Origin of the sequence: Chitinophaga lutea (assembly GCF_003813775.1) — a bacterium.
GTDB lineage: Bacteria > Bacteroidota > Bacteroidia > Chitinophagales > Chitinophagaceae > Chitinophaga > Chitinophaga lutea.
This window is the reverse complement of record NZ_RPDH01000002.1, coordinates 1,714,632-1,737,650: the sequence shown is the minus strand read 5'-3', so window position 1 is coordinate 1,737,650 and position 23,019 is coordinate 1,714,632. Positions and strand designations below refer to the sequence as shown.

The following is a 23,019-nucleotide window of genomic DNA, read 5'->3' as shown; positions in this document are numbered from 1 at the left end:
TGCAGCTACTCGAAGAAATCGAGTTCCGCGATCGTCAGCGAGGGGCTGCCCGCCGCCGTTTCAGTGGCTTCGATCCTTACATATCGTGCAGATACGCTATTACGGAAGTAGTGGTGCCGGGTAACGGGATCGTTGATGAGGTTCCCGAATTCGAATGGCTCCGCCAGCTGCCATTGTTGCCCGTCCTGGCTCACCATCAGGCGGCCTTTGGCCATCATGCCTTCTGCGTTCACGGTTTGCGGCGTGTAAGCAAACCCTTTCAACTGGTGCGTTGCGCCGAGATCGATCGTGATACTGTGCGGCCCGCCGTCGGCCGATTGCCAGAACGTTTTGCTGTTGGCGTCGAATGCCGCGGTTGCGGGGCGCCTGTTGCGTTCGCTGCTGGCGGCTGATAATTTCCAGTGTTGTTTGATCAGACCGATGGCCTGGCGGAACACGTCGCTTTGATCTTTCCCCTGCACCGAAACAGCCCTCACTTCACCAGGCGGCATGCGGAACGGCGCGGTGTATTTCGCGGAGCCGGTGCCGGGCGCAGAACCGTCTGTGGTGTAATAGATGTCGAACGTGGAGAGGTTTTTTGTGGCATTCTCTCCATGGGGCTTCCAGTTGAATTCCTGTTGCAGCGGCGCAATGGCAACAAGCCCGTCAACCGACTGGGTGATGGACAGCTGCGGTGGACGGCTTTTGAAATAATGTGCCGATATATGACTGATTGCCGGTGCAAACCGTGATTCGATGATGCGCACGCGGAAGCGGGCGGCTGTCACATCCGGGAAACGTAAAATACGTTTGTATCCGATGTTGGTGGATGTGGCGATCTCTTTCCACTGCCCGTCTATCCATGCATCCACTGCATGTTTTTCCACCCGTTCGCTGCTGGTGCGCACCGCTTCCTGGATGACGATACGGTTGATCGTGACCGGTGCAGGTGTCGTGATGTCGATCGCGCCGGTAGTGCCGGGGAGGTTGAATGCCGTGTTGGCATTGCCGTCGAGTATCGCCTGCGGGCCTTTCGCGCCGCGGAACAGGCTGGCGCCGTAAGTGGCTTTTATCCTGCGGCCGGTTTCGTACAATACTGCGGAATCGGTAGGGGAGAAACGTCCTTCGCGGTTGGGCGGGATGTTGAGCAGGAAAGTGGAATTGCCGCCTACAGAGCGTTCATAAATATCGAACACATCGTCCGCGCTGCGCACTTTCTGCCGGTGATCGTCGCGGTAAAACCATCCTTCACGGATGGAGGTATTCGTTTCCGCCTGCTGGTAGTGCAGAAAACGCGCGCCTGCCAGTTCGGAGCGCTGGCCGAGGAAATCCTTTGTCATGTCCGGGAAATGACTGGCTGTTGTGGGATTGGTGGAGTAGGGGAGCACGTTCCATTCTTCTGCACGGGTTTTCCCCGATTCGTTGCCGCACCAGCGTACATCTTCTCTTCCGAAAATCACCGCTTTCGGGGCCAGTGTGTGGATCAGTTTTTTCCAGGCGGCGTAATTGTATTGCTGACCGCCTTTGGTTTTGGGATGAGCGCCGTCGAACCATACTTCATGCACCGGGCCGTATTCCGTCAGCAGTTCAAACAGCTGGTTGAGGAAATACTCGTTATAATCATCCACTTCAAACTCGAAGGTCGTTTTGTTGCGGAACGGCCGGCCGGGCACAGGCCTCGGGATAGCCCTTCTGGTGTAACGGCTGAGATTGCCATACAGTCCCTGGGGGTTTTCAATCTGGTACAGATCGGCCGGGGAAAGATAAACACCGAGTTTCAGCCCATGTTTCCGGCAGGAGGCAGACAGGTCGCGAAGCACATCGCCTTTGCCGCCGCGAAAGTTGGTGGACATGATGCCATGTTGCGTGTAGCGGCTTTGCCAGAGCACGAACCCGTCATGGTGTTTCACCGTGAGGATCACCATTTTCATTCCGGCCGCTTTCATTGCCGCGCACCACTGATCGGTGTCGAGGTTTTGCAGGGCGAAGATGGAAGGGTCTTCTTTTCCGTTGCCCCACTCCATACGCGTGAAGGTATTCGGGCCGAAGTGAATGAATGCGATGAATTCATTTTGCAGCGCAGCGTACTGGTTGGCGGTAGGCACCACGTGCGCCGCTTTGCGGATGATGTCGGCCGGTGAATCGGCAGCTTCCACCGCTATCGTATTGCGAACGGGCAGGGCAGGCTGCTGCGCGCCGGCCTGCAATATCGGACAGGCCAACAGTAATAAGATCGTTTTTTTCATACAGAACAAATAAAGAATGCGTGTAAAGATATGCGCTGCGATGATACCTCGCATGGCCCTCGAAACTTTACCGGCAAGATGGGTAATTTACTGTGCGTATTGGCTAAATTAACGCAACTTCAGGCAAGCGGTATTGTCGAAATTTGAGCCCTGGCCTTATTTTTTGCCGGTAAACATCTCCACGTCAACGATGATTGCCATGATGGCGAACTATTTATTGTATGTTATGATTAGAGTATGCTTCACGTCTCTTTGTTTCCTTGTACTGCTGCAAGCCGCTGTGGCGCAGCGTAAACCGAATATCGTATTGTTCCTGGTGGATGATATGGGCTGGCAGGATTGCTCCGTTCCTTTCTGGTCGGAAGTGACGCCCCTCAACCGTCGGTATCACACGCCCAACATGGAACGCCTGGCCAGGGATGGCATGAAATTCACCAACGCGTATGCCGCGCCGGTTTGTTCACCGAGCCGCATCAGCCTGATGACCGGCATGAATGCCGCCCGCCACCGCGTCACCAACTGGACGCTCCGCAAAAACGCGAGTGTGGATGTGGCGGATTCCGTGCTGGCCGTGCCGGCGTGGAACGTGAACGGGATGTCGCCCGTGGCCGGTACGGAACGCGCGGTGCATGCCACACCCTTACCCATATTGCTGCAGGATGCGGGATACTATACGATCCACTGCGGGAAAGCTCATTTCGGTGCGATGGAAACGCCCGCCGCCGATCCGCTCAATATTGGTTTCAACGTGAATGTGGCCGGCCATGCCGCCGGTGGCCCCGGCAGCTTTCTCGGCGAACAGCATTATGGCAATAAAGGCGACGGACCCACCCCGCCCTGGGGTGTGCCGGGGCTGAAAAAATATCACGGCACCGCTACTTTTCTGACCGAAGCACTGACGATAGAGGCGCTGGCGGCGCTGGACAAACCCGTGGCCGAACAAAACCCTTTTTTCCTGTACATGTCTCATTACGCCGTGCATGTGCCCTTTGCCGCCGATGAGCGCTTCATCCGCAAATACCGGGACATGGGCCTTCCCGAACCGGAAGCCAGGTACGCGGCGATGGTGGAGGGCATGGACAAAAGCCTCGGCGATATCATGGACTACCTCAAAAAGAAAAAGGTCGATGATAACACCGTGATCATTTTCATGAGCGACAACGGGGGTTACAGCGGCGAGGGCAGAGGCGGGCAACTTTATACGCACAATCTTCCCCTGCGCGCAGGCAAAGGCTCCGTATACGAAGGCGGCATCCGCGAGCCCATGCTCGTGAAATGGCCCGGTGTGGTGAAACCAGCTTCCGTGTGTGAGCAATACCTGGTCATCGAAGACTTTTTCCCGACCATCCTCGGCATGGCCGGCGCAAACAATAAACCCACGGTACAGCAGGTAGACGGAAAAAATTTTATCCCGCTGCTGCGTGACGCTTCCATCCGGGATACGGCCAGGGCGCTGGTTTGGCATTGCCCCAACAAATGGCTTGGCAGCGATGAGCACGGCATTAATTTCAGGAGCGCGATACGGCAGGGAAACTGGAAACTGGTGTACAATCAGAAAACGGGCACGAAGGAATTGTATAACCTTCAGACTGATATCGGCGAGCAGCAGGATGTTTCCCGGCGCATGCCGGAGGTCACGCAACGTTTGTCGCGGTTGCTGGCCGGGAAATTGCGGGAATACGACGCGCAGATGCCCACTGTTAAAAAGACAATGAAACCTGTACCTTTACCTGATCAGCACTGATTTCAACAAACAGAACCGATGAAAAGAACAACATGGCTACTGGCGGCGGTATTGATCGTTGCAGGCTGTAAAACGGCCACCTATACCGTGAAAGATCGCTACATGTACGTGCAGAAAAATGGAAGGGAACAGAAAAAATGGCAACTCGTCTGGCAGGAAGAATTCAACGGGCCTTCGCTGGATACGGCCAAATGGACGAGGATTCAGCCCAACAAAGCGGACTGGGGCAGGCATATGACCGATAAAGGCATTTGTTATGATATGAGCGGCGGATTGCTGTATCTCAAAGGCATGGTGAACCCCGATACCTCCGTCGACAAACGCCCCTTTTTAACGGGCGGCATCTGGAGCAAGGGGAAATTCGCGTTTCAGTACGGCATGGTGGAAATACGCGCGAAGCTGGAATGTGCGCAGGGCGCCTGGCCCGCCATGTGGATGCTGGCGGAAACGGACAAATACGGCGGGTATCCGAAGAATGGAGAAATCGACATCATGGAGCACCTGAACTACGACAGCATCATCTATCAGACCATCCATTCGTATTACACGCTCACGCTGAAAAAGAAAGATGTTCCCCCGCACCACGGCACCGCCCCGTTCAAGCGTGACGACTTTAATGTATTCGGCCTTAAGTGGTATCCGGACAAGATCGTGTACGTGCTCAATGGTAAAGAAACATTCACCTACCCCCGTTTGAAAAACGTAGATCCTTCGCAATGGCCTTTCGACCAACCCTTTTATCTGCTGATCGATCAGCAGCTGGGTGGGAGCTGGGTAGGCAAGGTGGACCCCGAAACTTTACCGGTCAATATGATCGTGGACTGGGTGAGGGTGTATCAATAAAGGCGAGCCCGGTCCGGTCGCTTTTTCGATACCGGGTACTTTTTTCGCCGGTCCCGAAAATGCGACCGGAAAAATAGCCGGCCGGTGTTTGCGGTGAAAAATGTGCCGCACTCCCTACGCACCAAGCGCATAAAATGGTACCGGACAGACCCTCGAACATGGACAAAACGGACACTTTTTTTCAGTAAAATATGCTTTGCAGACGACGAGGCCCGCTTTTTCTACCACTATAGGTCAACGGCTGGAGTCAGAGCAAGAGGGTTGATCGACCCGGAACCGGGAAGCCACCGCGGAAAAATGGATGCTCAACATTCAAAAAACATAGCAATGACGGTGCAACAGTACGCCTCTACACGGCAAACCGCGCTATCCAGCCCCATTATGACCACTGCTGCTGTTACAGGCAGGTAAACGCCGCTAACAGGGCAAAAAAGGCCCCGGCGAGCCCCGCAATGCGTTTATAACCCTAAGAAAGATGAAAAAGCAACCCTGTAAACCCCGTGTAGGACAGCGAACCAAACTGGACAACAGATAACAGGATTTTCTAACAAAAGGTGTAAACCTATATCAGGACCAGACCAACCTATGGCAGGACCAGACCCCACCGGTTTTAACAGTTGTTTTGAGAGCAGGCTCCTTCGGGGTTCCTCCGATGTTACTTAAGGGTTACTTAAGGGATACTTAAGGGATGGTAGGAGGGGAGTGCGTGTTTTAGCGATTTCGGCCATTAAGGGAAATTTGGCGACGGTCTCATTTTCTACCGATGCCGGGATGTTGGACGGTACCTTTTTTGACCGATACCGGGGCGACAATTTTCCATTGGTTTTTCATATTTGGTTATATTTACCGGACCTAACCTGTTACTGACCTCACGTGAAAACACAACACCTCCGGCAGAACAAAACCTGCCTCAATTGCGGCCACCCCGTGCCCGACCGTTTCTGCGGCCATTGCGGCCAGGAAAACGTCGAAGTAAATGAGTCGTTCGGGCACCTGGTCAGCCACTTTTTCCAGGACATCACCCATTACGATTCCAAATTACTCACCACGCTCAAATACCTGTTCTTTTATCCGGGCCTCCTCACAAAGGAGTATATCGCCGGTAAACGCACGTCGTACGTCAATCCCATCCGCCTCTACGTGTTCACGTCATTCGTCTTTTTCCTGATGCTGGCCATGACGGGGGAGCATGGCGACCCGTACAACCGGCAGGCGCAGGTCATACCGAAACTGAAACTCGACTCGATGGTCAGGCAGGCCGCCGGCCTGCGGGATTCCCTGCGGAGAGGAAAAGTGGCCCCGGAAGATACCGCCGCCGTCCGGATAAAGGCGGACCTTCTCACCATCATGGGCACCGATTCCGTACGCAATTCGGTGCGCCTGTACGACTCGCTGCAGCAATCCCTGCCGCCGCATCTGCGTAAACCATGGTGGGAACGGACAATACAGACCCGCACCCTCGAACTTCGTGACAGATACGGCGGCAACATGCGGGACGCCCTGGAGAACAAAGTCCTCCACAATTATCCCAAACTCATGTTCCTGCTGCTGCCGTTTTTTGCTTTGCTGCTGAAATGGTTCTTCCCCCGGAAGTCGTGGATGTACGCACATCATGCCATCTTCTCCATCCATTTCCATACGTTCATTTTTATGACCGGTATACTGGCAGTACTGATCAACCTGGTCCTTCATTCCAATGCGTTATACGTCTGGCTCATGCTGCCGTTATTCCTGTACCTGGTGTTCGCCGTAAGAAACGCTTACCAGGTGCAGTTCAGCACTGCATTATTGAAGTCGGTGGGCATCGTGGCGGCGTATGCGTTGGGGACGGCGATGGTGGGCGTGGCATTCGTTGCGATCCTTTTCGCGTTCATGTGATCCCGGCAGTGCACCGCTTTCATGAAATACAGGCCCTGTACCACGAAGGGCCGTCCTGGATCAGGCATGACCGCGGAGCAGCTGAACGATCTGCTGCCTTGCTTTTTTGGATTCCGGGAAATTCAGCAACATCCAGGTGTGGACCATTTCCGGGTATTCGTAGTAATCCAGGCCCGTTCCCTTTTCCAGCGCCATCGCTTTCAGTTTCCGGGCATCGGCCGCCAGTATTTCATTGGAGCCGGCGAATACGGTGATTTTTCCGAGCCCCTCCAGCGTTCCGTTGATAGGGCTGAGCTGGTAATGCTCGGGGTTGGTGCCGCCCGCATACAGTTCACCGGCGGTTTGCAGGCTTTCTTTGTCGAGAAATGGATCGGTGGGAGCGATCTGTTCAATGGCGGGGTTTTTCAGGGAGATGTCGAGCCAGGGTGAAAGCAGGATGACCTGGCCGGGGAGCGGAAGCTGATCTTCTTTGAGTTTCTGCGCCAAAGCCAGTGCAAATCCTCCGCCAGCGGAATCGCCCATCAGTATGATCGCGGCAGGGCCGTACAGGCCAACCAGTTGGAGGTATATCTTTTCAACAACGTTGAATGCTTCGCGGTACGTATGCGCCGGCGCCAGGGGATAATCCGGCGCGGTAATGGCAACGCCCGTAGTTTTCACGATATCGGCGAGGAAATACCAGTGCGGCAGCGTAAAACACTGAACATAAGCTCCCCCGTGCAGGTATAAAACATGCTTGCCGTTCAATGGCTCCGTATGCGGCAACAAAGTGAAAACATTCCGGCCCTCCAGTTGTTTTTTTATAACCCGGCCGAATAACGATGATGGCGGCTCGGGACAGTCAAACCGGTTGAACCGGCCTTTTTTCAACTGACGGCGCAGAAAACTCTTTTTGTTTATCAGCCGTAATAGAAGCGTAAATATCCTGCTGTGCAGACTGGCCAAGGAAAATAATTTCTGTCAGGAATCGGGTAGTTGTCTCAAGGTACTAAAAAGGCACCGTAATTGATCATCATCAATGGACCGCCATTACTACAGCTGTTATGGAAAAGGACTTGTACAACGATACCTGGTTTCGCCTCGATAACGCGGCGAAAATTTACCCGGCCATCAAAGACCGGGAACTGACGTCCGTTTTCAGGGTAGGCGTTGCCCTGAAAGCGCGGGTAAGGGTGAAGCCGCTCCTGGAGGCTGTAAAGGCTATTGAAGACCGCTTTCCCTATTTTAAGGTAAAACTGAAAGCGGGCTTTTTCTGGTATTACCTGGAGCCGGTTTCACTGCCGGTGGCGGTGGAGCCGGATACCGGCCAGCCCTGCAGGGCATTTGAAAAGGGGGAACTGATGTTCAGGGTGCTGGTGCGGGAAAACAAAATCAGCGTGGAATTTTCTCACATCCTGACAGACGGCACCGGCGCATTCGAATACCTGAAAACATTGCTCGCGATCTATTTTGAGAAATGTTGCCTGCCCGTTACTGCGGCATTCCCGCATTTTGATGCCCGTGAAGCCCCGCACGCCGAAGAATCCACGGATGCCTACAATCACTTTTTCAAGAAGATTAATGCCCGCCCGGTGAAAGTACCCGCCGCCTTTCATGTGCCTTTCCGTTTAAAAGGCAGTCCGCGTTTTGATGTGCTGAAAGCCGTTGTGCCAACGGCCGCCATCATCCAAAAGGCAAAAGAATTCCAGGTAAGCCTGACGGAATACCTGACGGCGGTATACCTGTATGCCCTCCAGCAGATATACGAACAATCGTCCGATATCGGGAAGCGCATCAGCAACAAGATCGTACGGATCGAAGTGCCGGTGAATCTCCGCCGCATGTTCCCCACGCGCACCATGCGCAATTTTTCGCTGTATGTGCTCCCGGGAATTGACCTGCGGTTAGGGCATTATACCTTCGAGGAAATCGTTAAAACCGTATACCACCAGATGGAACTGGAAACCGACAGGAAGCTCATCAGCAAGATGATTTCACGCAACGTAAGCGGGGAGCGCAACCCTTTTTTAAGAAGGGTGCCCCTCTTCATCAAATCGCTGATCATGGCGAAATTGTACACCCTGGGCACCAAGGAATACAGCGGCGTGGTCACCAACCTCGGGAGAGTAGACCTGGGAGCGGATGTGAACGCACTGATCGATAATTTCATATTCATTCCCCCGCCGCCCAATCACATACTCAGGGTGAACTGCGCGGTGGTGGGGTTCGAAGATAAACTGATGATGACGTTCGGCAACATTACGGATTCGAGAGAACTGGAACGGCTTTTCTTCTCCTTCCTGGCGAAGAACGGAATACCTGTTAAAATCGTTAAATAGTAACAAGCTATGTATTGTAAAAACTGCGGCGTGGAACTGGAAAACGACATGTTGGTATGTCCATTGTGCGGGCAGCCGGTTGACGGGAGCCCTGCGGCAGCGGCAGCTGCCGCCGATCATGAGCTGCGTGTGCCGAAGCCCGGGATGACCAAAAAACGCCGGAAATTTACCTGGGACATAGTATCGCTGATATTGGGCTCCGGGATGGCGGCGGCAGGCATCGTCAATTACATTATCAGCCGCAGCATCACCTGGTCCGAATACACTACGGCCGTGGGCCTGGTGATTTTTTGTTACGCGTCGGTGTTCGCGTTCTTTTCCATCGGTATCATGGCGGAAATGGGGCTGGGGTTTTTCCTGGCGTCGCTTGGCCTGATCGTCCTGGATTGGTTCACCGGCGGCGTTACATGGGCAACACGGATGGCGATACCTTTGCTGGTGAGTGTAAACGTAGTAGTGATGGCCTTTATGCGGGTGGAGCGTTCCGCCAGGCACAAAGGCGTTAACCTGATCGCATACGCCTTTGTGGCCGCAGCGCTGTTATGCCTTTGTGTGGAAGGGATATTGTCATATTTTATGTGGGGATATTGGCGCCTGAACTGGAGCGTGATCGTAGCGGCCTGCGTGGCGCCCGTTGCGCTGGTGCTGCTCTTTGTTCATTTCCGGTTGAGGAGGGGCCGGAACCTGGAGCGGGTTTTTCATATCTGAGGGTTTGAAAATGGAAGAGGGCTGCCTGGTGTAGAGCAGCCCTTCGTACCCCGAACACGGATCCGTTTGAAAACGTGCCTTTGTTCGTTCTCTCTTTGTGAAACTTTCGCCCCCTTTACCCGGTTGGTATCATCCGCAGAATGCGGCCAGCCCGGCAGAGGCCGTTACTTTTTAGCCGGAGTTTTCAACGGCGTGCTGCTATTTTCATTTATTCTCGCCAGAACAATCTGTTTGACCAAAGTGGCTGAGATTGTTTTAGAAAGGGGGATTTTGAAGCTTGTTTTGGCTAATTCGTAGTCCCTAAGTTTGTCTTTGAACTGCTCTATTACAGTCTCACTCATTACGTAAAATCCCGTATGTGTTTTGGCTGCCGCAATTCCGACTACCAATTTACCTTTCACCCTGTACGCGGGGGTGGAATAAGTAAGCCCTTCTTCGAGTTCGGCGGAAACGTTTATGATTAATTGCCTGATCTTTTTGACATGCTCTTTTTGAGCCGGGCTCAGCGTCGCTAAATACTCGTCAACATTTTTAATGTTATTTTTTGAAGTTGCCATGATTGATGGGTTTAAATTATCACTTAACGGGCTGGTCAAGAAATGACTGTATCATCGGGAGAAGCCAATCCGATCTGAACAGCATGCCGACATGTGTGGTGGCCGGAAGTATGGCCAGTTGAGAATTGGGCAGGCCTTTTAAATCACCGAACTGCCCACCTCCGAATATCCGGAACATTTCAACGGCATGTTCTGCTTTCACCATATCGGCATCCCCGATAACGACCATTACAGGGGATTTGATCGTACTTATTTTTTGTTTGTTCCAATCGAACCCCCGGGTATAGATCGTTTTAAGTTTGTCGACCAATACAGGCCAGTTTTTCGGATCCGGAGCAACACTGTCGTACGCCTGCTTTACGGGCGATCCCTCGAATATTTCAGGTTTGATGGTTGGGAGCATCGGCCAGTAATCCGGCTGGATGCCTTCGGATTTATACACCGGTGATAACAGCACCATTTTTCGGATCAGTTCTGGATGTTTGATGGCGACGTTTAAAGCGACACCGCTGCCCATGCTATAGCCTAAAATGTCTACTTTCTCCAGCTTTAGCTGATTTATCAGCGCAGAGATATCATCGGCCATTGCTTCGCAGGTAATTTGGCGGTCAATATCGGCGGTATGCCCATGCCCTTGTAATTCTACGGCTATTACTTTGTGATGTTGCTTCAGTGCCGGGATCATCGGGCCGAAAGTCGTTTCAATGGTTGCATGAGAGCCATGCAGCAGCAGGAGCGGTTGCCCATCGCCATGTATCTCATAATACATCTTCAGCCCGTTTACGGATGCGTAGCCTGTTTTTGCAGCTGTGTTGTTTGTGTTCTGCGCATCTGCCGCCTCTGAGCATGCAAACAATGCCAGGCAGCAGAATAGCCATTTTGATCTTTTCATATTGTTCCCGTTTTTTGATGATGTGAATTGTTGGTAATTATTGTGGTTTCTTTTAGCCTCCATTGTGAACTTTTTATTTTTGTTTGTTATAATTGAATTGATGAATAGTCAGACCATTGTTGTCAGGGTCCCTGATGAAAGCAATCCTCCCGGAGGGCGTTTCCCTGATGTCTGACATAATGATCCCTTTCCTGGTCAGTTCTTCCTTGTCTCTGAAAATGTCGTCTGTTTCAAGGATGAGCCCCTGCAGGCTGCCGACCACCAGGTCGCTGTAAGGCCAGTTTTTCAACAGCGCTATCGTGGTATATTGATTGCCCAATCCCAACTGTATCCATTGCTGCCCTTCTCCCATTTCTATTTCCACGATTACCTGGAAACCCAGCTTCAGGTAAAATGCCTTTGAAATTTTCTGGTCCGAGACGGGTATGAGTATGTTTTCAATTGCTTTCATAAGCCAAAATTATTTTGAACCGGAATGATAACGTGCATGGTATTACGACAATAGTAGACGGGTAATACGCCCATTAGTATGGATTCCCGGAACTCAGGAGCACAAGGGCCCGGCGCGATCGTGCATCGCGGGATCACTGCCGGTTACATATGGATATTAGAATTTTGACAGCTGCCTGTGTACTATCAGGCTGTCATCTGCCGTAATGTATTGTTTGACCTCGCTATTCCCTTTTACGGCGCTGTACGTCGCGGTTAGATGCGTGTCGCGGCGCTGATGGATCGTGCAGTTCCAGGTAAACCAGCCTTTACCGCTGATCGTCACGTTGGCTCCCTTCAGGGCGGCTGCAGGTTGTAACACACCATCGAATTTTACATTGATGCGGGCAAAGAGAAAACCGTATTCGCCTCTGTACACTGAATCAATGTCAAACCGGAAATGGGCAAGCCCTTCCCCGAACCCGACTTTGACTTGTACGGCAGGATCCCAGTATTCGTGGACCTTTACCTTCCTGCCGGGATATAGCGGTATTAAACTGATGGGATCAGTCGGCGCTCCATTGAATATTCCAAGTTCATCGAATTCCACGTATTGATTGAACTGGTGCATACGAACAGAGTCAAGCGTACCGGTTCTGATGGTTTCCAGTGAGGTCCCGACCGCGTGGATCTTCCGGAAACGGCCGGATTTGGATACGAATCTTTGAAAATACACCTCGTGCAGGGTTTTGTCAATATTGGAAAAATTCCCCAATGAGCCCCGTACAACGACCTTGTCCGTATAGCGGGCGTTCACGGAGAAGTACACGCTGTCGTTGTAAACAGGCGCAATAAAATAGGCCTCACGGGAACCGGGATTGCCGGGGTGCCCGGCCTGATGCCCGGAATTGCAGGATGCGATACCTGCTGCGTACAGGATGAACCAGATCTTTTTCATTTCATTTTGCGGCTATCGCTTCAATTTCAAGAAGCCATTTTTCGTCGTAAATACCGGTAATAATGATCGACATCGCTGGTTGATGGTTACCCAGCACCTTATATCTTACCTCGTAATTTTCCCTGCGGTACTTCCTGTCGGAGAGGTAGATCGTGTATTTCACAATGTCGTTCAGGCCCATACCGGCCGCTTTGAGCTGCTTCTCCACATTCTTCCAGGTCAATTCGGCCTGTGAACGGAAATCACCCGGAACGTTCTCTTTTTCGTCTTCCGGGACCTGGCCGCTTACAAAAACGAGGCGCTTGAAGTTTTTTATGCCATAAGCCTGTGAAAATGCCGCACCGGTGGGGTCATAGGTTTTCCGGCTGACGGTACAGCCTGAAAACGCTATCAGTAAAACCAAAGGCAAAAGAGGGGCTGAGATTTTCATTCCAGAAAGGGTTTTTAAAAATATACAATGAGGAGTGTTATGCTGGTAGTACCGCATAAATACGTTTCGATGGCCCTTGGGGGCATAAGGGCTTATTCCGCTATTCTGCTGTGGTATTTGTTCCTGTACTCATTGGGGAGGAGCCCCGTCAGCATCTTGAACGACGCCCTGAAAGTGCTCTTGTCGGAGTAGCCTACATCCAGCATGATTTCATTGATTTTTTTCTCCCCGGACTCCAGCTGTTTTTTGGCCATTTCTATCTTGACGCGCTGAATGTATTCGTTGAGCGTGTTTGCGGTTGCCTTCTTAAACCTGCGTTCAAGGCTACGCCGCCCCATGGCCAGCATTTCCGCCAGTTCATCTACGGTAATGCGCCTGTAATAATTTTTTTCGATAAAGATCTGTACCTGTTTTACCTGCTGATCGCCGTGTTCTTTCTGCGCCTGGAAGATGATGAACGGGAGTTGCGCGCTTCTGCCCAGGTCTACCTGGAAAAATTTCGCACAGTATAGCGCCACCTCTCTGCCCGCGTATTTTTCGATCAGGTAAACGAGCAGGTTCAGCATGGAAAAGCCCCCCGCGCTGGAGTACACGCCGTCCTCATCTGTGATGATTTTCTCTTTCATCAGCCTGATGTCCGGATAGGTTTCTTTAAAGATATCGGACGCCTTCCAATGCGTTGTGCAGCTTCTGTCTTTCAGCAGACCTGTTTTTGCCAGCAGGAATGCGCCCACGCAGAGACTGGCGACTTCTGCTCCCTGCGTATGCATTTTTTTGACCCAGCTGATCAGCTGTTTGTTGGGACTGTCGCTCAGCTCCCGGATAATATTCAGGGCGGGGATGATGATCAGGTCCGTTTTCTTCAGCTCACTAAAGGTAATGTCCGGCTTTAGCAAATACCGTCCGTCGTTTACCGGCACGTTCTTTTTCGCTCCGACAAGCTGGATATTGAACAGCGCTTTGTTGCTTTTATTGTGCAGGTAGCTGTTGGCCTCACCAAACAACTCCCGGGCGATTTCTATACCGCCCAGAATTCCACCCATCGGTACGACTATTGAGATGTGCTTCATTTCGATAGATTTAAGTCGTTAATCCTTTTTGTCTGTTGCGTGTAATGAACAAAGAGACAACTGCCGAAATGACGGCGCCCGTAACAACGGCCGCAATTGCGCCGGTAGTTATAAAAGCCGGGGTATTAAATTGCCGGCTGGCCTGTTCGGCCGTGAGGGAGCCGCTTGATACCGCATGATGGATGGTGTTGCTTAGAAAATCAGGCGATATGATCTTGAGATTGATGATGCTGGTCAGAATGCTGATAACGCCAATAAAAAGGCTTAACAGTATGCCGCTCAGAATGCCTTGCCTATAGGTGATGCCCCCGCCGTAGTACTTATTTTTTTTCTCATTCAGCGCGAAGTAGTAGATCACGGTCGCCGGGACGAGGATAAAGGCCCCGAAAACAGGCCGGTCTGCGATACGCTCGTCGTGAAATCCCGCTGCTTTTTCAATAACCGCCCATAACAATGTCATTATGGCAAAGATAAGGGCCCATTTAAGTTCAATTCTATACTTGTTCATCTTTCTTTTTTTATTACAAAGATATCGGGCAGTATTATCAAACTATGTTGGTTAGTGCGCCTATCATAGCAGGGTATTCCGACAATTTTAACCCGGTAAGCTACCGGCTCGGCTGATGCTGCTCTTTTGCCGTCGGGATGTTGGACAGTATTTCATAGGTAAAGCCGTCATGGTGTGCGTCTATTTTAACCACGCATCCATAATACACCGAAAAGGCCGAAAAGGACTCATGCAGGGGCGTTCGGGTAATATGGGCCAGGATGCTCCGGATGACGCCGCCATGCGTCACAATAGCGGTTGTTTTCCCGCTCGCGGTCATGGCCTCGAAACAGCGGGTCACGCGCGTAAACAGGTGCACATAACTTTCCCCGCCCGGGATACATACATTCACAAAGTCATTCATCCACGGCTCGATCTCTTCCCGCGGGATGTCGTTCCACTGCTGCAGTTCCCATTCCCCGCAGTGTATCTCTTTCAGGTCGTGCTCAAAGTGGATGGCGTGCCCGGGAAACAGATGCTCCGCCAGTTTCCGGCAACGCTGCAGCGGACTGCTGTAAACCCGTTGCAGCCCGGCAGGAAGGTGCCGCCGGATAATCTGCGCTTCATCTTCAAATGTGGCGGTCACGTCAATATCGGCCTGCCCATAGCAGGTGCCTTTTTCGATCAGCGGCGTTGTATGGCGAATGACATAAATACTCATGATGCAATGATAAAATAATATTTACCGTCAGCCAATATACCGCCACACGATTATTGCCGCGAGGTAAAAGGTCAGTTCGCTCACCTGCTGGATGGCGCCGAGGCAATCGCCGGTATATCCCCCGATCCATTTTTTAAAATACCTGGCGAGGCGGTAAGCGATCAGCACTACCGGAACGATGGCCAGTGCGAACTGCCAGGGCAGGAAAATAAACGGGAACAATGCGAAGAGACTGGCCAGGAGCAGGGTCGCCCACGAGGGTTTGAGGCTGGTGACCGGTTTTGATTTACTGCCGTCGGGATCGGTTACATAGTCGAAAAGATAGATGGTCCATACACCCATCAGCCGGCTGAGGGCATGCGCTGCCACCAGTACCAGCAAAAAAGGCTGGTAGCGGGAAACAATATCAAGGAAGGAGGTATGCATGCCGGGCGTGAACGCAGCCAGCTCTTTCAGCAGCAGGAATTTCGCGGCCAGTATGCCGGTCAGGCCTGTCACGCCGTATGTGCCCAGCCGGCTGTCTTTCATGATGGCAAGGATCTTTTCTTTGGTCCATCCGCCGCCAAAGGCGTCACACACATCGGCGAAACCGTCTTCGTGAAAAGCCCCGGTCGTAAAGACGCCCGCCACGATGGATGCCAGGATGGCAATGTTTTCCCCTACATGGTGATTGAATACAAGAAAGGTAATGCCGCTGATAGCAGCCACGATCCAGCCTACGAGCGGGAAATACCGCGCCGATTTTTCCAGGTACTCCTGCGAGTGATCGGTGAATTTCGGTACGGGCAACCGGGTAAGAAACATCAATGCCGTAAAGAATATACGCAGTTCTTTTTTCATGTTGTAGCCTCAATGTTGGATACGCCGGCGGATTCGAACGACGCCATCTCCTGTAAAAAATTAACAGCCGACCGGATCAACGGAATAGCCAGCGCGGCGCCGGTGCCTTCTCCCAATCGCATGCCGAGGTGCAGTAAAGTGGTGGCCTGCAGGTGTTGCAGCATTTTTTCATGGCCCTGCTCTCCGCTGGTATGCGCAAAGATGCAATGGGAAACAACGGAAGGATTGATCAGCTGCGCCAGCAGCAACGCTGCGGAAGCGATAAACCCATCCACCACGATCACCATTTTTTCTTCCGCCGCCTGGAGATAAGCCCCCGCCATCATCGCGATCTCGAAACCGCCCACCCTGGAGAGCAGGGCAACGGGCTGGTGACGAAGTTCGGGCAGCCGGTGTAGCGCATATGCCTGTCCGAGGGTGTTTATTTTCGTTTGCAGCTGTTCGTCATTGACACCTGTGCCCCGCCCGACACAGGCAGCAAGAGGAATACCCGTAACAGCGCTCATGATAAGGGAAGCGGACGATGTGTTGCCGATGCCCATTTCACCAAAACCGACGCAGTTGCCCCCGCTGCCCGCTATGGCCTGTACGATGGATTTTCCTTTTTCGATGGCGGCGGTGGCGGTGGTTTCACTCATCGCCGGCCCTTCGAGATAGTTGGCGGTACCAAGACCCATTTTTGCATCGATGAAGCGATCCCCGCTTTGCCCGGCTGGAGCAGGGCCAAAGGCATGGTTGACTCCCGCATCCACCACGTGTAAAGTAATATTGTGCTGCCGGCAGAACACATTGATGGCGGCCCCGCCGTTCAGGAAGTTCAGCACCATCTGCGCCGTTACCGCCTGCGGGTAGGGGTTTACCAGCCCGGTCTCGGCAATGCCGTGATCGCCGGCAAATACAACGATATGTGGTTGATTGATCGCCGGTGAGGTGGTGCCCTGTATCATCCCTACCTGCATGGCGATGGTTTCCAGCAGGCCCAGCGAGCCGAGCGGTTTTGTTTTATTGTTGATCTTGTGCAGGAGCTGCTCCCGCAGTGTAGCGGCATTTGTTGTCATGATATGTTTTTGATCTCCATGGGTATCCCGCTCACCATGAACACGACGCGGCGGGCCAGTGAAGCGATGTACTGGTTCATCCATCCCTGCAGGTCCGTGAATTGACGGCCGATGGCCGTTTCGGCATGCACGCCCATGCCGATTTCATTGCTGACGATAATGAAGGCGCCTGCCTGCTGCGATAGCTGGCTGATTTCCTGTTTGCATGCCGCGAGGCATTCGTCCACATTGTATTTACTGTCCACGAAAAAATTGGTGAGCCAGAGCGTCACACAGTCGATGACGGCAACCTTGCCCGTCAGGTCAAGCCGGCTGATGTGTTTTTCTTCCTCGAGCGAGGTCCAGCGCCCGTCGCGGTCATCCTGGTGCCGCCTGATGCGTTGCTGGAAATCCCCGTCCCAATGGCGGGCGGTAGCAACGTAAACGGGGGATGCGCTCAACTGCAGCGCGAGATCCTGTGCGTAGCGGCTTTTGCCGCTGCGGGCGCCTCCCGTAATAAAAATGATGCCGGGCTGCGGATCGATTGTTGACATCCGATAGAAATTTCTTTGTAAGGATACTGTTACTTAAAAGCCGGTGGTCAACAGAGAGCCGCGGAGAACGCTGCCTGCTGCTGACCACCGGCCATGGTTGCCGGGTTTACCGGGCAGGCTTCAATGAAGCATATTTTCGTTGCGCCAGCTCAAATATGCCAAACATGATAGCGCTGAAGAATGCAGTGCCGCCCAGGAAATTGAGCTCATAAGGAATGGCGGTGACCAGGCGGTTCAGGTAAAAGGCGAAAGTGAGTTTGTTTTCCACCGCGCAGGCGCCAATGTCGCTCACCAGCCAGTGAATCAGGGTGGCGGTGATAGTGGCCGCTATCAGCCTGGAAATGGTGACCTCTTTCAGCATCAGCTTGCCGGCTACCGTCATCAGGGCGAACGCCAGGTACGTCCAGTACCAGCCGCTGTATAAAAGGCCGGTCCGGAATTCGGCGAACACGGTGAAAGACAGTACCAGGTCGCTGATAAAAAGGGCGAGCAGCGGAAAGGCGTATGGTTTTACATAACCGCTGAAATGCGCCGCGCCGAATAACGCCATGGCGCCCAACGGCGTAAAATAGGCCAGCGGGCCCGCATCCAGGAATGATAACAGGCGTATCGCCGCCACAACCGCAATGATGAGCAGTATTACTGCGTTCCTCTGACTAAATGTTGAAACTGGCATATGTTTGATTGATGTTAGTGGCTGAAAAACTACAGGCTGAACCTGAATCCGCCCTGTACGTTTATCCCCTGGGCGTTATAACCATATACTTCGGTATAATCAACGTCGGTGAGGTTTTTGGCATCCGCAAACACCCTCAGTTGATTGTTGAAGAACCGGTATTCCACGTACGCATTCAGCAGGGTATAGGCCTTCAGCGAAACAACGGAAGCGGGAGCGGTGCTGAAGTCCAGGTCGCTGCGCTTGCCGAAGCTTTGTACCCCGATGCTGACAAACAAGTTTTTGGTGATATTGTAATTCGCCGTGGCGTTGAAGATGCTTTTGGGCCGGCGTATCAGGTTGAAATAGGAAGTATCCTTTTCGCCCTTTTTAGTGGTCACCTCTCCATCTACAAAAGCATAGGACAGGATCAGCTGGCCTTTGTCGCGGAAGTTGAAAGTGGGCTCGATTTCAAAGCCCCAGTCATTTTGTTTGTCCTGGTTGATGTAATAGCTCCTGAACGTATTGGGATCCGTATAGAATGCAATGCCGTCCTTTACATCACGCTTGAATACGGCTGTGCGCACATTCACCAGGTTGGTGGTGGAATAGTATTGCAGCCCCGCTTCGTACGTAATCGCTTTCTCCGGATTCAGGCTGGTGAACGGGTTCTTGTATTCGGAATGCATCTGGTACAGCGTAGGCACTTTATAGGCGGTGGAGATGTTGGCGAATACCTTGAACTGCCGGTTGATCAGGTAAGACGGATTGATGTTGAACACGCCGTTGTTGCCATATACGGAGTGATGGTTGAACCGCCCGCCTGCTTCAATGTTCAGCCCTTTGGCGGCATACGTGAACGCGCCGTATACGCCGGTCTGGTTCTGTTTGGCCGAATCGGAGTGGATGGCGCCCGCATATTCGCCGCTGTACACCACGCCGCCCATCTCGTATTTATATACGCCGGAAGTTTTTACATCCGTTAACCCGCTGCGGTAATCGATACCACCGGTAAAGGACAGCGCCGGCAGAACAGGCACATGTACATACGCATCCAGGAAATGTTCCTTCCCTTCATAGAACCCTTTGCTATAGCCGTCAAAGGCGGATTCCCTGATCAGGGAGTCGTTGAGGTAATTCCTTTTGGTGGCCGTAAAGTTGTACAGGAGGTTCAGCTTCACTTTGCCCAGCGTCAGTTCATTGCGGACACCCGTCTGCAGGTTGGATAAATTGTAGGTGTAGTCCTTGTCGTCGGTGAAAGCATCCGCATCCAGCCGGCCGTTGTATTTCGTGTAACGCAGGAAGGGCGTTATTTTCGCGACGTTTTTAACCCTGAAGCCAAGGTTGGCCATGAAGGCGTTTTGCTCATAGCCGTCTTTATCGAACTTGCCGGTGTTGTTTTTGTCGGTGGATTCGCTGAAGCCGTCTGTTTTGTAATGGGTAAAGCCTACGTTATAATTGAAGAAATCGGCGCTGCCGTTGAGGCCCGCGTTGAGTTTCCTCGTGTTGTAGCTGCCATAGGCGGCGGAGGCGAAGGGGGCGATGATTTTCCTGCTGTCGCCCTGCCGGGTAATGATGTTGATCACACCGGCCACGGCGTCGGAGCCATAGAGGGTAGACTGGCTGCCTTTCAGGATTTCTATGCGTTCGATGTTTTCCACGGGCATCAGCCTGAAATCAAAGTTGCTGCTGGAGCCGGAAGCATCATAAACAGGAGCGCCATCTATCATGATGAGCGTATAATCCGATTTTGCACCACGGAGGAAGATCGATTTGTCTTTCCCGGGATTGCTGTTGGCGCCGCTGACAGACAAGCCGGTTTGTTCATTCAATAGCTGGGAGAGGTCTTTGCCGCCGCTCCGGTCGAGCTGCTCGCGGGTGATCACGGAGATCACCTTGCCCGTTTCCGATGTTTTTTTGGGATACTTCGTAGCGGTGACCACTACTTCATCCAGCGCTCTTGTTGCGGTTGAATCCTGCGCCTGCGCGTGCATTGCCGCCAGCAGGGCCGATAACGTGAGTAACCTTTTTGTCATGCTCATAGTTTTTGAATTGACGAACTATGAGCCTTCGGAAAAAAAATGAATACGAAACAGAAATGAAATGTCTCCTGCAGTAAGACGGTTTCACCCCGGCCTTTCACCCGAAAGCTCGTTGATGTTGTTGACGATAACCGGCAGGTCTTCTGGCTCGTTTCCTTGTTCATGACCTTCCCGTCCGGTTTGAGAGGACAGTGGTGTGGAGAATGAACAGCTTGATGAAACTTACAGCTACGGGGATAGCACCGGATTTACACCGGTTTCCCTTTTAATCCCGGCCCGCGTTGACAGGCTGGGAACCAATTATGGGTGCAAATGTAATAAAGAGTTTCGGGTTTGCGGTGTTCTTTATTTGGTATTCCGGCGATTAACAACCCGGTGGGGATGCGGGGAAGGGAACTTTGTAGAAACGGGCTTGAATAGTAATGCTCCTCATGGCGGGCGCCTTCCTTCAGTGTAATGGTTTCCCTTCCATCCAGGCCAGTAACGCCGGGGCCTTTGTTTTGCTTACCACGATGCGCTCGGGAGTGCCTACATCCAGCTTCACCACCAGCCGCCTGTTGAAAAAATGCTCGGCCATTACCAGCGCATCACGGTGAATGATGAACTGGCGGTTGGCTCTGAAGAACAGTTGCGGGTCGAGCTGCGGCTCCAGCTCGTCCAGCGTTTCCTTCAGGAGGTAGGTCTGCAGGTCGCGTGTGTATACGGTTACCGTGCCGCCGGCGGAATGGATGAAGGCCATGTCTGCTGTTTTTACGGGGATGATCTTGTCATTCCTGAACACGAGCAGGCTGCCTTTATAATGGGGTTGCAGTTGGGCCATCAGCGCAGAGAGGCGGTCATTCGCGGTCGCGCCCTGGCCGCCCAGGACCTGTTTCAGTTGCTCGTATTTGCGGAGGCTGCCGGCCAGCCGGCTTTCGTCTACCGGTTTCAGCAGATAATCGATACCATTCGCCTCGAAGGCCTGTATGGCGTATTGGTCGAATGCGGTGCAGAAAATGACCGGACATGTAACCGTCACGCTCCGGAAGATCTCGAAACAAAGCCCGTCTGCCAGCTGGATATCGGAAAGCACGAGGTCCGGCGGCGGATGGTTTTGGAACCACGCTACGGCGGCTTTTACGGTAGGCAGGATGTCGGTGACCTGCAAGCCTTTATGCAGGCGCTGCGCCATGGCCTTCAGCTCTCTGGCCGTTTTGGCTTCGTCTTCAATGATCAGGATGTTCATGGTTTGCCATCTAATAAAAAAACGCTTACTGAAAATTCACGGGACTGTTCGGTTATGTTGATGTCGCGGCCGGCGAGTATCCTGTATCGTTCACGGATATTGCTCAGGCCGGTGCCGGTGCCCGTGTTTTCACCGGCCGCGGTTTTCCGTTGCAGGGAATTGCTGACCACCAGCCGGTCGGGTGCTTCCGCATGTATGCTGATTCGCAGGGGCGTTTCGGCGGTGGCTACGTTGTGCTTCACGGCGTTCTCGATCAGCAGTTGCAGGGTGGCAGGCGGAATTTTTTTGTGGTGATACTGCGGGGGGATCCGGATGTCCGCCACCAGGGCGTCTTCAAAACGTTCCCGGAGTATATGGAGGTAGGCCCCGATGAAATCCAGCTCTACCCGCAGCTCCACCAGGTCGGCCATACGGCTGCCCAGCAGGTAACGGTACACTTCAGAGAGCCGCTGGATGAACTCCCTGGCCGCCGGTTCCTCCACCATACTGCGCAAGGTGCCGAGGGAATTGAACAGGAAGTGTGGACTGATCTGCTCCTGCAAAAGGCTCAGCCGCGCCTGGAGGTTCTCCTGCTTCAGGCGTTCATTTTCCAGTTTGGGCTGCTGGCTCACGGCAGCCATCTGTAGCAGGAAAGCGATGAAGTATAAAAAACCGCCCACCACCAACCCCCTGGCGGCCAGTACGCCGTAAACGGCCCGCATGCCCATTTGCAGCGCTTCTATACGGTTCCTGACCTCCGCCACGTCGCGCAACAGGTAAAAGAGCGCTATCGAGATGACGATACAACCGGTTACCGACACCAGGGCTTTCCATCCGTAGCCGGCCGGCCGGTTCCGTTGAATGATATACTGTATCCATAACCAGCTGAAGAAAGCATTGGCGAAAGAAGCCGGGAAAGTGGACCAGGAAGATAACATCTCTTCCCGGTGCGCCCGCAGCACCTGCCCCAGCAGGGCGATGAAAACGGCGATCACGGCGCCTTTAAGCGGATAAAATCGCGTCATGTCACAAAAATATCGAAAAGACCGGTAAGGTATGGTATGGCCGGGATGAAACGGACAATCCGACCCATGAACCGACCGTGCCCCGGTTGAAGCCGCCGGTAGCCGTGGCGCTTCATCCCCGAAAATGTCCCTTTCATCTGCGGAGCCCTGCTTTCTTTCCTCCCGGAACGTCTTAAAAAGAAAATGCTCATGCAAAAAGTATTCATCTCCCTGATCTTCCTGTCAGGCAGTTTCACAGGAACAGTCAAAGCCCAGTGGGTGGTGGTAAGGCCGCCGGTTCCCAGGGTAATCGTAGCGGCTCCTCCCGTTCGTATAACCGTGGCCCCGCGCGTCGTTATAGCACCCGGGCCGGTGGTGGCGCCCAAGGTGGTCGTAAGGCGCCGGATAGTGATACGTTGAAAA

Annotated in this window: 23 protein-coding genes and 1 riboswitch; of the genes, 6 read left to right on the top strand and 17 right to left on the bottom strand. The window is 52.8% G+C overall.

Going from position 1 to position 23,019, the window contains the following annotated elements:
• Positions 1–5: 5 nt before the first annotated feature.
• Entirely contained in the window at positions 6–2,225 is a 2,220-nt protein-coding gene (locus EGT74_RS19265; RefSeq protein WP_123848196.1) for an alpha-L-fucosidase, read from the bottom strand.
• 226 nt (positions 2,226–2,451) lie between these two features.
• Here EGT74_RS19265 and EGT74_RS19260 point away from each other — a divergent pair, with 226 nt between their 5' ends.
• The 3 genes from EGT74_RS19260 to EGT74_RS19250 all read left to right on the top strand — a co-directional run bounded on the left by EGT74_RS19260 (position 2,452) and on the right by EGT74_RS19250 (position 6,690).
• Positions 2,452–3,969, top strand: coding sequence for a sulfatase (locus tag EGT74_RS19260; protein WP_220392909.1), 1,518 nt, complete (start codon positions 2,452–2,454; stop codon positions 3,967–3,969).
• 18 nt (positions 3,970–3,987) lie between these two features.
• A complete protein-coding gene (locus EGT74_RS19255) occupies positions 3,988–4,812 on the top strand; it encodes a glycoside hydrolase family 16 protein (protein WP_123848194.1) in 825 nt (274 codons plus the stop codon).
• Between the two features lie 873 nt (positions 4,813–5,685).
• Positions 5,686–6,690, top strand: a complete 1,005-nt coding sequence (locus EGT74_RS19250; protein WP_123848193.1) for a DUF3667 domain-containing protein — start codon at positions 5,686–5,688, stop codon at positions 6,688–6,690.
• A 60-nt stretch (positions 6,691–6,750) separates the two neighbouring features.
• Here the strand turns inward: EGT74_RS19250 and EGT74_RS19245 are convergent, their stop codons facing one another.
• A complete protein-coding gene (locus EGT74_RS19245) occupies positions 6,751–7,455 on the bottom strand; it encodes an alpha/beta hydrolase fold domain-containing protein (RefSeq protein ID WP_262697168.1) in 705 nt (234 codons plus the stop codon).
• A gap of 278 nt (positions 7,456–7,733) precedes the next feature.
• Here EGT74_RS19245 and EGT74_RS19240 point away from each other — a divergent pair, with 278 nt between their 5' ends.
• Entirely contained in the window at positions 7,734–9,008 is a 1,275-nt protein-coding gene (locus EGT74_RS19240; protein ID WP_123848191.1) for a hypothetical protein, read from the top strand.
• Positions 9,009–9,017: 9 nt separating this feature from the next.
• Positions 9,018–9,716, top strand: coding sequence for a DUF6320 domain-containing protein (locus tag EGT74_RS19235; protein WP_123848190.1), 699 nt, complete (start codon positions 9,018–9,020; stop codon positions 9,714–9,716).
• 164 nt (positions 9,717–9,880) lie between these two features.
• Here the strand turns inward: EGT74_RS19235 and EGT74_RS19230 are convergent, their stop codons facing one another.
• The 15 genes from EGT74_RS19230 to EGT74_RS19160 form a co-directional block, all read right to left on the bottom strand.
• Entirely contained in the window at positions 9,881–10,273 is a 393-nt protein-coding gene (locus EGT74_RS19230; protein WP_123848189.1) for an iron chaperone, read from the bottom strand.
• 19 nt (positions 10,274–10,292) lie between these two features.
• On the bottom strand, positions 10,293–11,165 hold the full coding sequence (locus EGT74_RS19225) for an alpha/beta fold hydrolase (RefSeq protein ID WP_123848188.1): 873 nt from the start codon (positions 11,163–11,165) through the stop codon (positions 10,293–10,295).
• A gap of 73 nt (positions 11,166–11,238) precedes the next feature.
• Positions 11,239–11,616 (bottom strand): VOC family protein, encoded by a 378-nt coding sequence (locus EGT74_RS19220; RefSeq protein ID WP_123848187.1) that lies wholly within the window; start codon positions 11,614–11,616, stop codon positions 11,239–11,241.
• A gap of 156 nt (positions 11,617–11,772) precedes the next feature.
• On the bottom strand, positions 11,773–12,552 hold the full coding sequence (locus tag EGT74_RS19215; RefSeq protein WP_123848186.1) for a hypothetical protein: 780 nt from the start codon (positions 12,550–12,552) through the stop codon (positions 11,773–11,775).
• Position 12,553: 1 nt separating this feature from the next.
• A complete protein-coding gene (locus EGT74_RS19210) occupies positions 12,554–12,982 on the bottom strand; it encodes a RidA family protein (RefSeq protein WP_123848185.1) in 429 nt (142 codons plus the stop codon).
• Between the two features lie 92 nt (positions 12,983–13,074).
• Positions 13,075–14,052 (bottom strand): GlxA family transcriptional regulator, encoded by a 978-nt coding sequence (locus EGT74_RS19205; RefSeq protein WP_123848184.1) that lies wholly within the window; start codon positions 14,050–14,052, stop codon positions 13,075–13,077.
• A gap of 10 nt (positions 14,053–14,062) precedes the next feature.
• On the bottom strand, positions 14,063–14,560 hold the full coding sequence (locus EGT74_RS19200) for a DUF4199 domain-containing protein (protein WP_123848183.1): 498 nt from the start codon (positions 14,558–14,560) through the stop codon (positions 14,063–14,065).
• A 100-nt stretch (positions 14,561–14,660) separates the two neighbouring features.
• A complete protein-coding gene (cobC, locus tag EGT74_RS19195) occupies positions 14,661–15,260 on the bottom strand; it encodes an alpha-ribazole phosphatase (protein ID WP_123848182.1) in 600 nt (199 codons plus the stop codon).
• A gap of 27 nt (positions 15,261–15,287) precedes the next feature.
• Positions 15,288–16,100 carry an adenosylcobinamide-GDP ribazoletransferase gene (locus EGT74_RS19190; RefSeq protein ID WP_123848181.1) on the bottom strand — a complete coding sequence of 271 codons (813 nt, stop codon included), beginning with the start codon at positions 16,098–16,100 and terminating at the stop codon, positions 15,288–15,290.
• Entirely contained in the window at positions 16,097–17,158 is a 1,062-nt protein-coding gene (gene cobT, locus EGT74_RS19185; protein WP_181954759.1) for a nicotinate-nucleotide--dimethylbenzimidazole phosphoribosyltransferase, read from the bottom strand. Before cobT ends, EGT74_RS19190 begins: the two co-directional genes overlap by 4 nt.
• Positions 17,155–17,691: a bifunctional adenosylcobinamide kinase/adenosylcobinamide-phosphate guanylyltransferase gene (locus tag EGT74_RS19180; RefSeq protein ID WP_123848180.1), complete on the bottom strand. Its 537-nt coding sequence runs from the start codon at positions 17,689–17,691 to the stop codon at positions 17,155–17,157. Before EGT74_RS19180 ends, cobT begins: the two co-directional genes overlap by 4 nt.
• A 106-nt stretch (positions 17,692–17,797) precedes the next feature.
• Positions 17,798–18,367 carry a DUF6580 family putative transport protein gene (locus EGT74_RS19175; protein ID WP_123848179.1) on the bottom strand — a complete coding sequence of 190 codons (570 nt, stop codon included), beginning with the start codon at positions 18,365–18,367 and terminating at the stop codon, positions 17,798–17,800.
• Positions 18,368–18,396: 29 nt separating this feature from the next.
• Positions 18,397–20,382, bottom strand: coding sequence for a TonB-dependent receptor plug domain-containing protein (locus EGT74_RS19170; RefSeq protein WP_158618227.1), 1,986 nt, complete (start codon positions 20,380–20,382; stop codon positions 18,397–18,399).
• Positions 20,383–20,504: 122 nt separating this feature from the next.
• A riboswitch (cobalamin riboswitch) is annotated at positions 20,505–20,704 on the bottom strand.
• Positions 20,705–20,836: 132 nt separating this feature from the next.
• A complete protein-coding gene (locus tag EGT74_RS19165) occupies positions 20,837–21,613 on the bottom strand; it encodes a LytR/AlgR family response regulator transcription factor (protein WP_123848177.1) in 777 nt (258 codons plus the stop codon).
• Positions 21,610–22,617, bottom strand: coding sequence for a sensor histidine kinase (locus EGT74_RS19160; RefSeq protein ID WP_123848176.1), 1,008 nt, complete (start codon positions 22,615–22,617; stop codon positions 21,610–21,612). Before EGT74_RS19160 ends, EGT74_RS19165 begins: the two co-directional genes overlap by 4 nt.
• Before the next feature lie 189 nt (positions 22,618–22,806).
• Between EGT74_RS19160 and EGT74_RS19155 the strand changes: the two genes are divergently transcribed.
• Complete coding sequence (locus tag EGT74_RS19155; RefSeq protein ID WP_123848175.1) at positions 22,807–23,016, top strand: hypothetical protein; 210 nt, start codon at positions 22,807–22,809, stop codon at positions 23,014–23,016.
• Positions 23,017–23,019 lie beyond the last annotated feature (3 nt).

Bases quoted from the DNA above. Each gene is read 5' to 3' on its own strand.
- EGT74_RS19190 (WP_123848181.1), bottom strand. From the start codon at position 16,100: ATGAAAAAAGAACTGCGTATATTCTTTACGGCATTGATGTTTCTTACC.
- cobC (WP_123848182.1), bottom strand. From the start codon at position 15,260: ATGAGTATTTATGTCATTCGCCATACAACGCCGCTGATCGAAAAAGGC.
- EGT74_RS19205 (WP_123848184.1), bottom strand. From the start codon at position 14,052: ATGAAGCACATCTCAATAGTCGTACCGATGGGTGGAATTCTGGGCGGT.
- EGT74_RS19165 (WP_123848177.1), bottom strand. From the start codon at position 21,613: ATGAACATCCTGATCATTGAAGACGAAGCCAAAACGGCCAGAGAGCTG.
- EGT74_RS19225 (WP_123848188.1), bottom strand. From the start codon at position 11,165: ATGAAAAGATCAAAATGGCTATTCTGCTGCCTGGCATTGTTTGCATGC.
- EGT74_RS19265 (WP_123848196.1), bottom strand. From the start codon at position 2,225: ATGAAAAAAACGATCTTATTACTGTTGGCCTGTCCGATATTGCAGGCC.
- cobT (WP_181954759.1), bottom strand. From the start codon at position 17,158: ATGACAACAAATGCCGCTACACTGCGGGAGCAGCTCCTGCACAAGATC.
- EGT74_RS19230 (WP_123848189.1), bottom strand. From the start codon at position 10,273: ATGGCAACTTCAAAAAATAACATTAAAAATGTTGACGAGTATTTAGCG.
- EGT74_RS19180 (WP_123848180.1), bottom strand. From the start codon at position 17,691: ATGTCAACAATCGATCCGCAGCCCGGCATCATTTTTATTACGGGAGGC.
- EGT74_RS19255 (WP_123848194.1), top strand. From the start codon at position 3,988: ATGAAAAGAACAACATGGCTACTGGCGGCGGTATTGATCGTTGCAGGC.
- EGT74_RS19160 (WP_123848176.1), bottom strand. From the start codon at position 22,617: ATGACGCGATTTTATCCGCTTAAAGGCGCCGTGATCGCCGTTTTCATC.
- EGT74_RS19155 (WP_123848175.1), top strand. From the start codon at position 22,807: ATGCAAAAAGTATTCATCTCCCTGATCTTCCTGTCAGGCAGTTTCACA.
- EGT74_RS19235 (WP_123848190.1), top strand. From the start codon at position 9,018: ATGTATTGTAAAAACTGCGGCGTGGAACTGGAAAACGACATGTTGGTA.
- EGT74_RS19170 (WP_158618227.1), bottom strand. From the start codon at position 20,382: ATGACAAAAAGGTTACTCACGTTATCGGCCCTGCTGGCGGCAATGCAC.
- EGT74_RS19200 (WP_123848183.1), bottom strand. From the start codon at position 14,560: ATGAACAAGTATAGAATTGAACTTAAATGGGCCCTTATCTTTGCCATA.
- EGT74_RS19175 (WP_123848179.1), bottom strand. From the start codon at position 18,367: ATGCCAGTTTCAACATTTAGTCAGAGGAACGCAGTAATACTGCTCATC.
- EGT74_RS19210 (WP_123848185.1), bottom strand. From the start codon at position 12,982: ATGAAAATCTCAGCCCCTCTTTTGCCTTTGGTTTTACTGATAGCGTTT.
- EGT74_RS19220 (WP_123848187.1), bottom strand. From the start codon at position 11,616: ATGAAAGCAATTGAAAACATACTCATACCCGTCTCGGACCAGAAAATT.
- EGT74_RS19260 (WP_220392909.1), top strand. From the start codon at position 2,452: ATGATTAGAGTATGCTTCACGTCTCTTTGTTTCCTTGTACTGCTGCAA.
- EGT74_RS19240 (WP_123848191.1), top strand. From the start codon at position 7,734: ATGGAAAAGGACTTGTACAACGATACCTGGTTTCGCCTCGATAACGCG.
- EGT74_RS19215 (WP_123848186.1), bottom strand. From the start codon at position 12,552: ATGAAAAAGATCTGGTTCATCCTGTACGCAGCAGGTATCGCATCCTGC.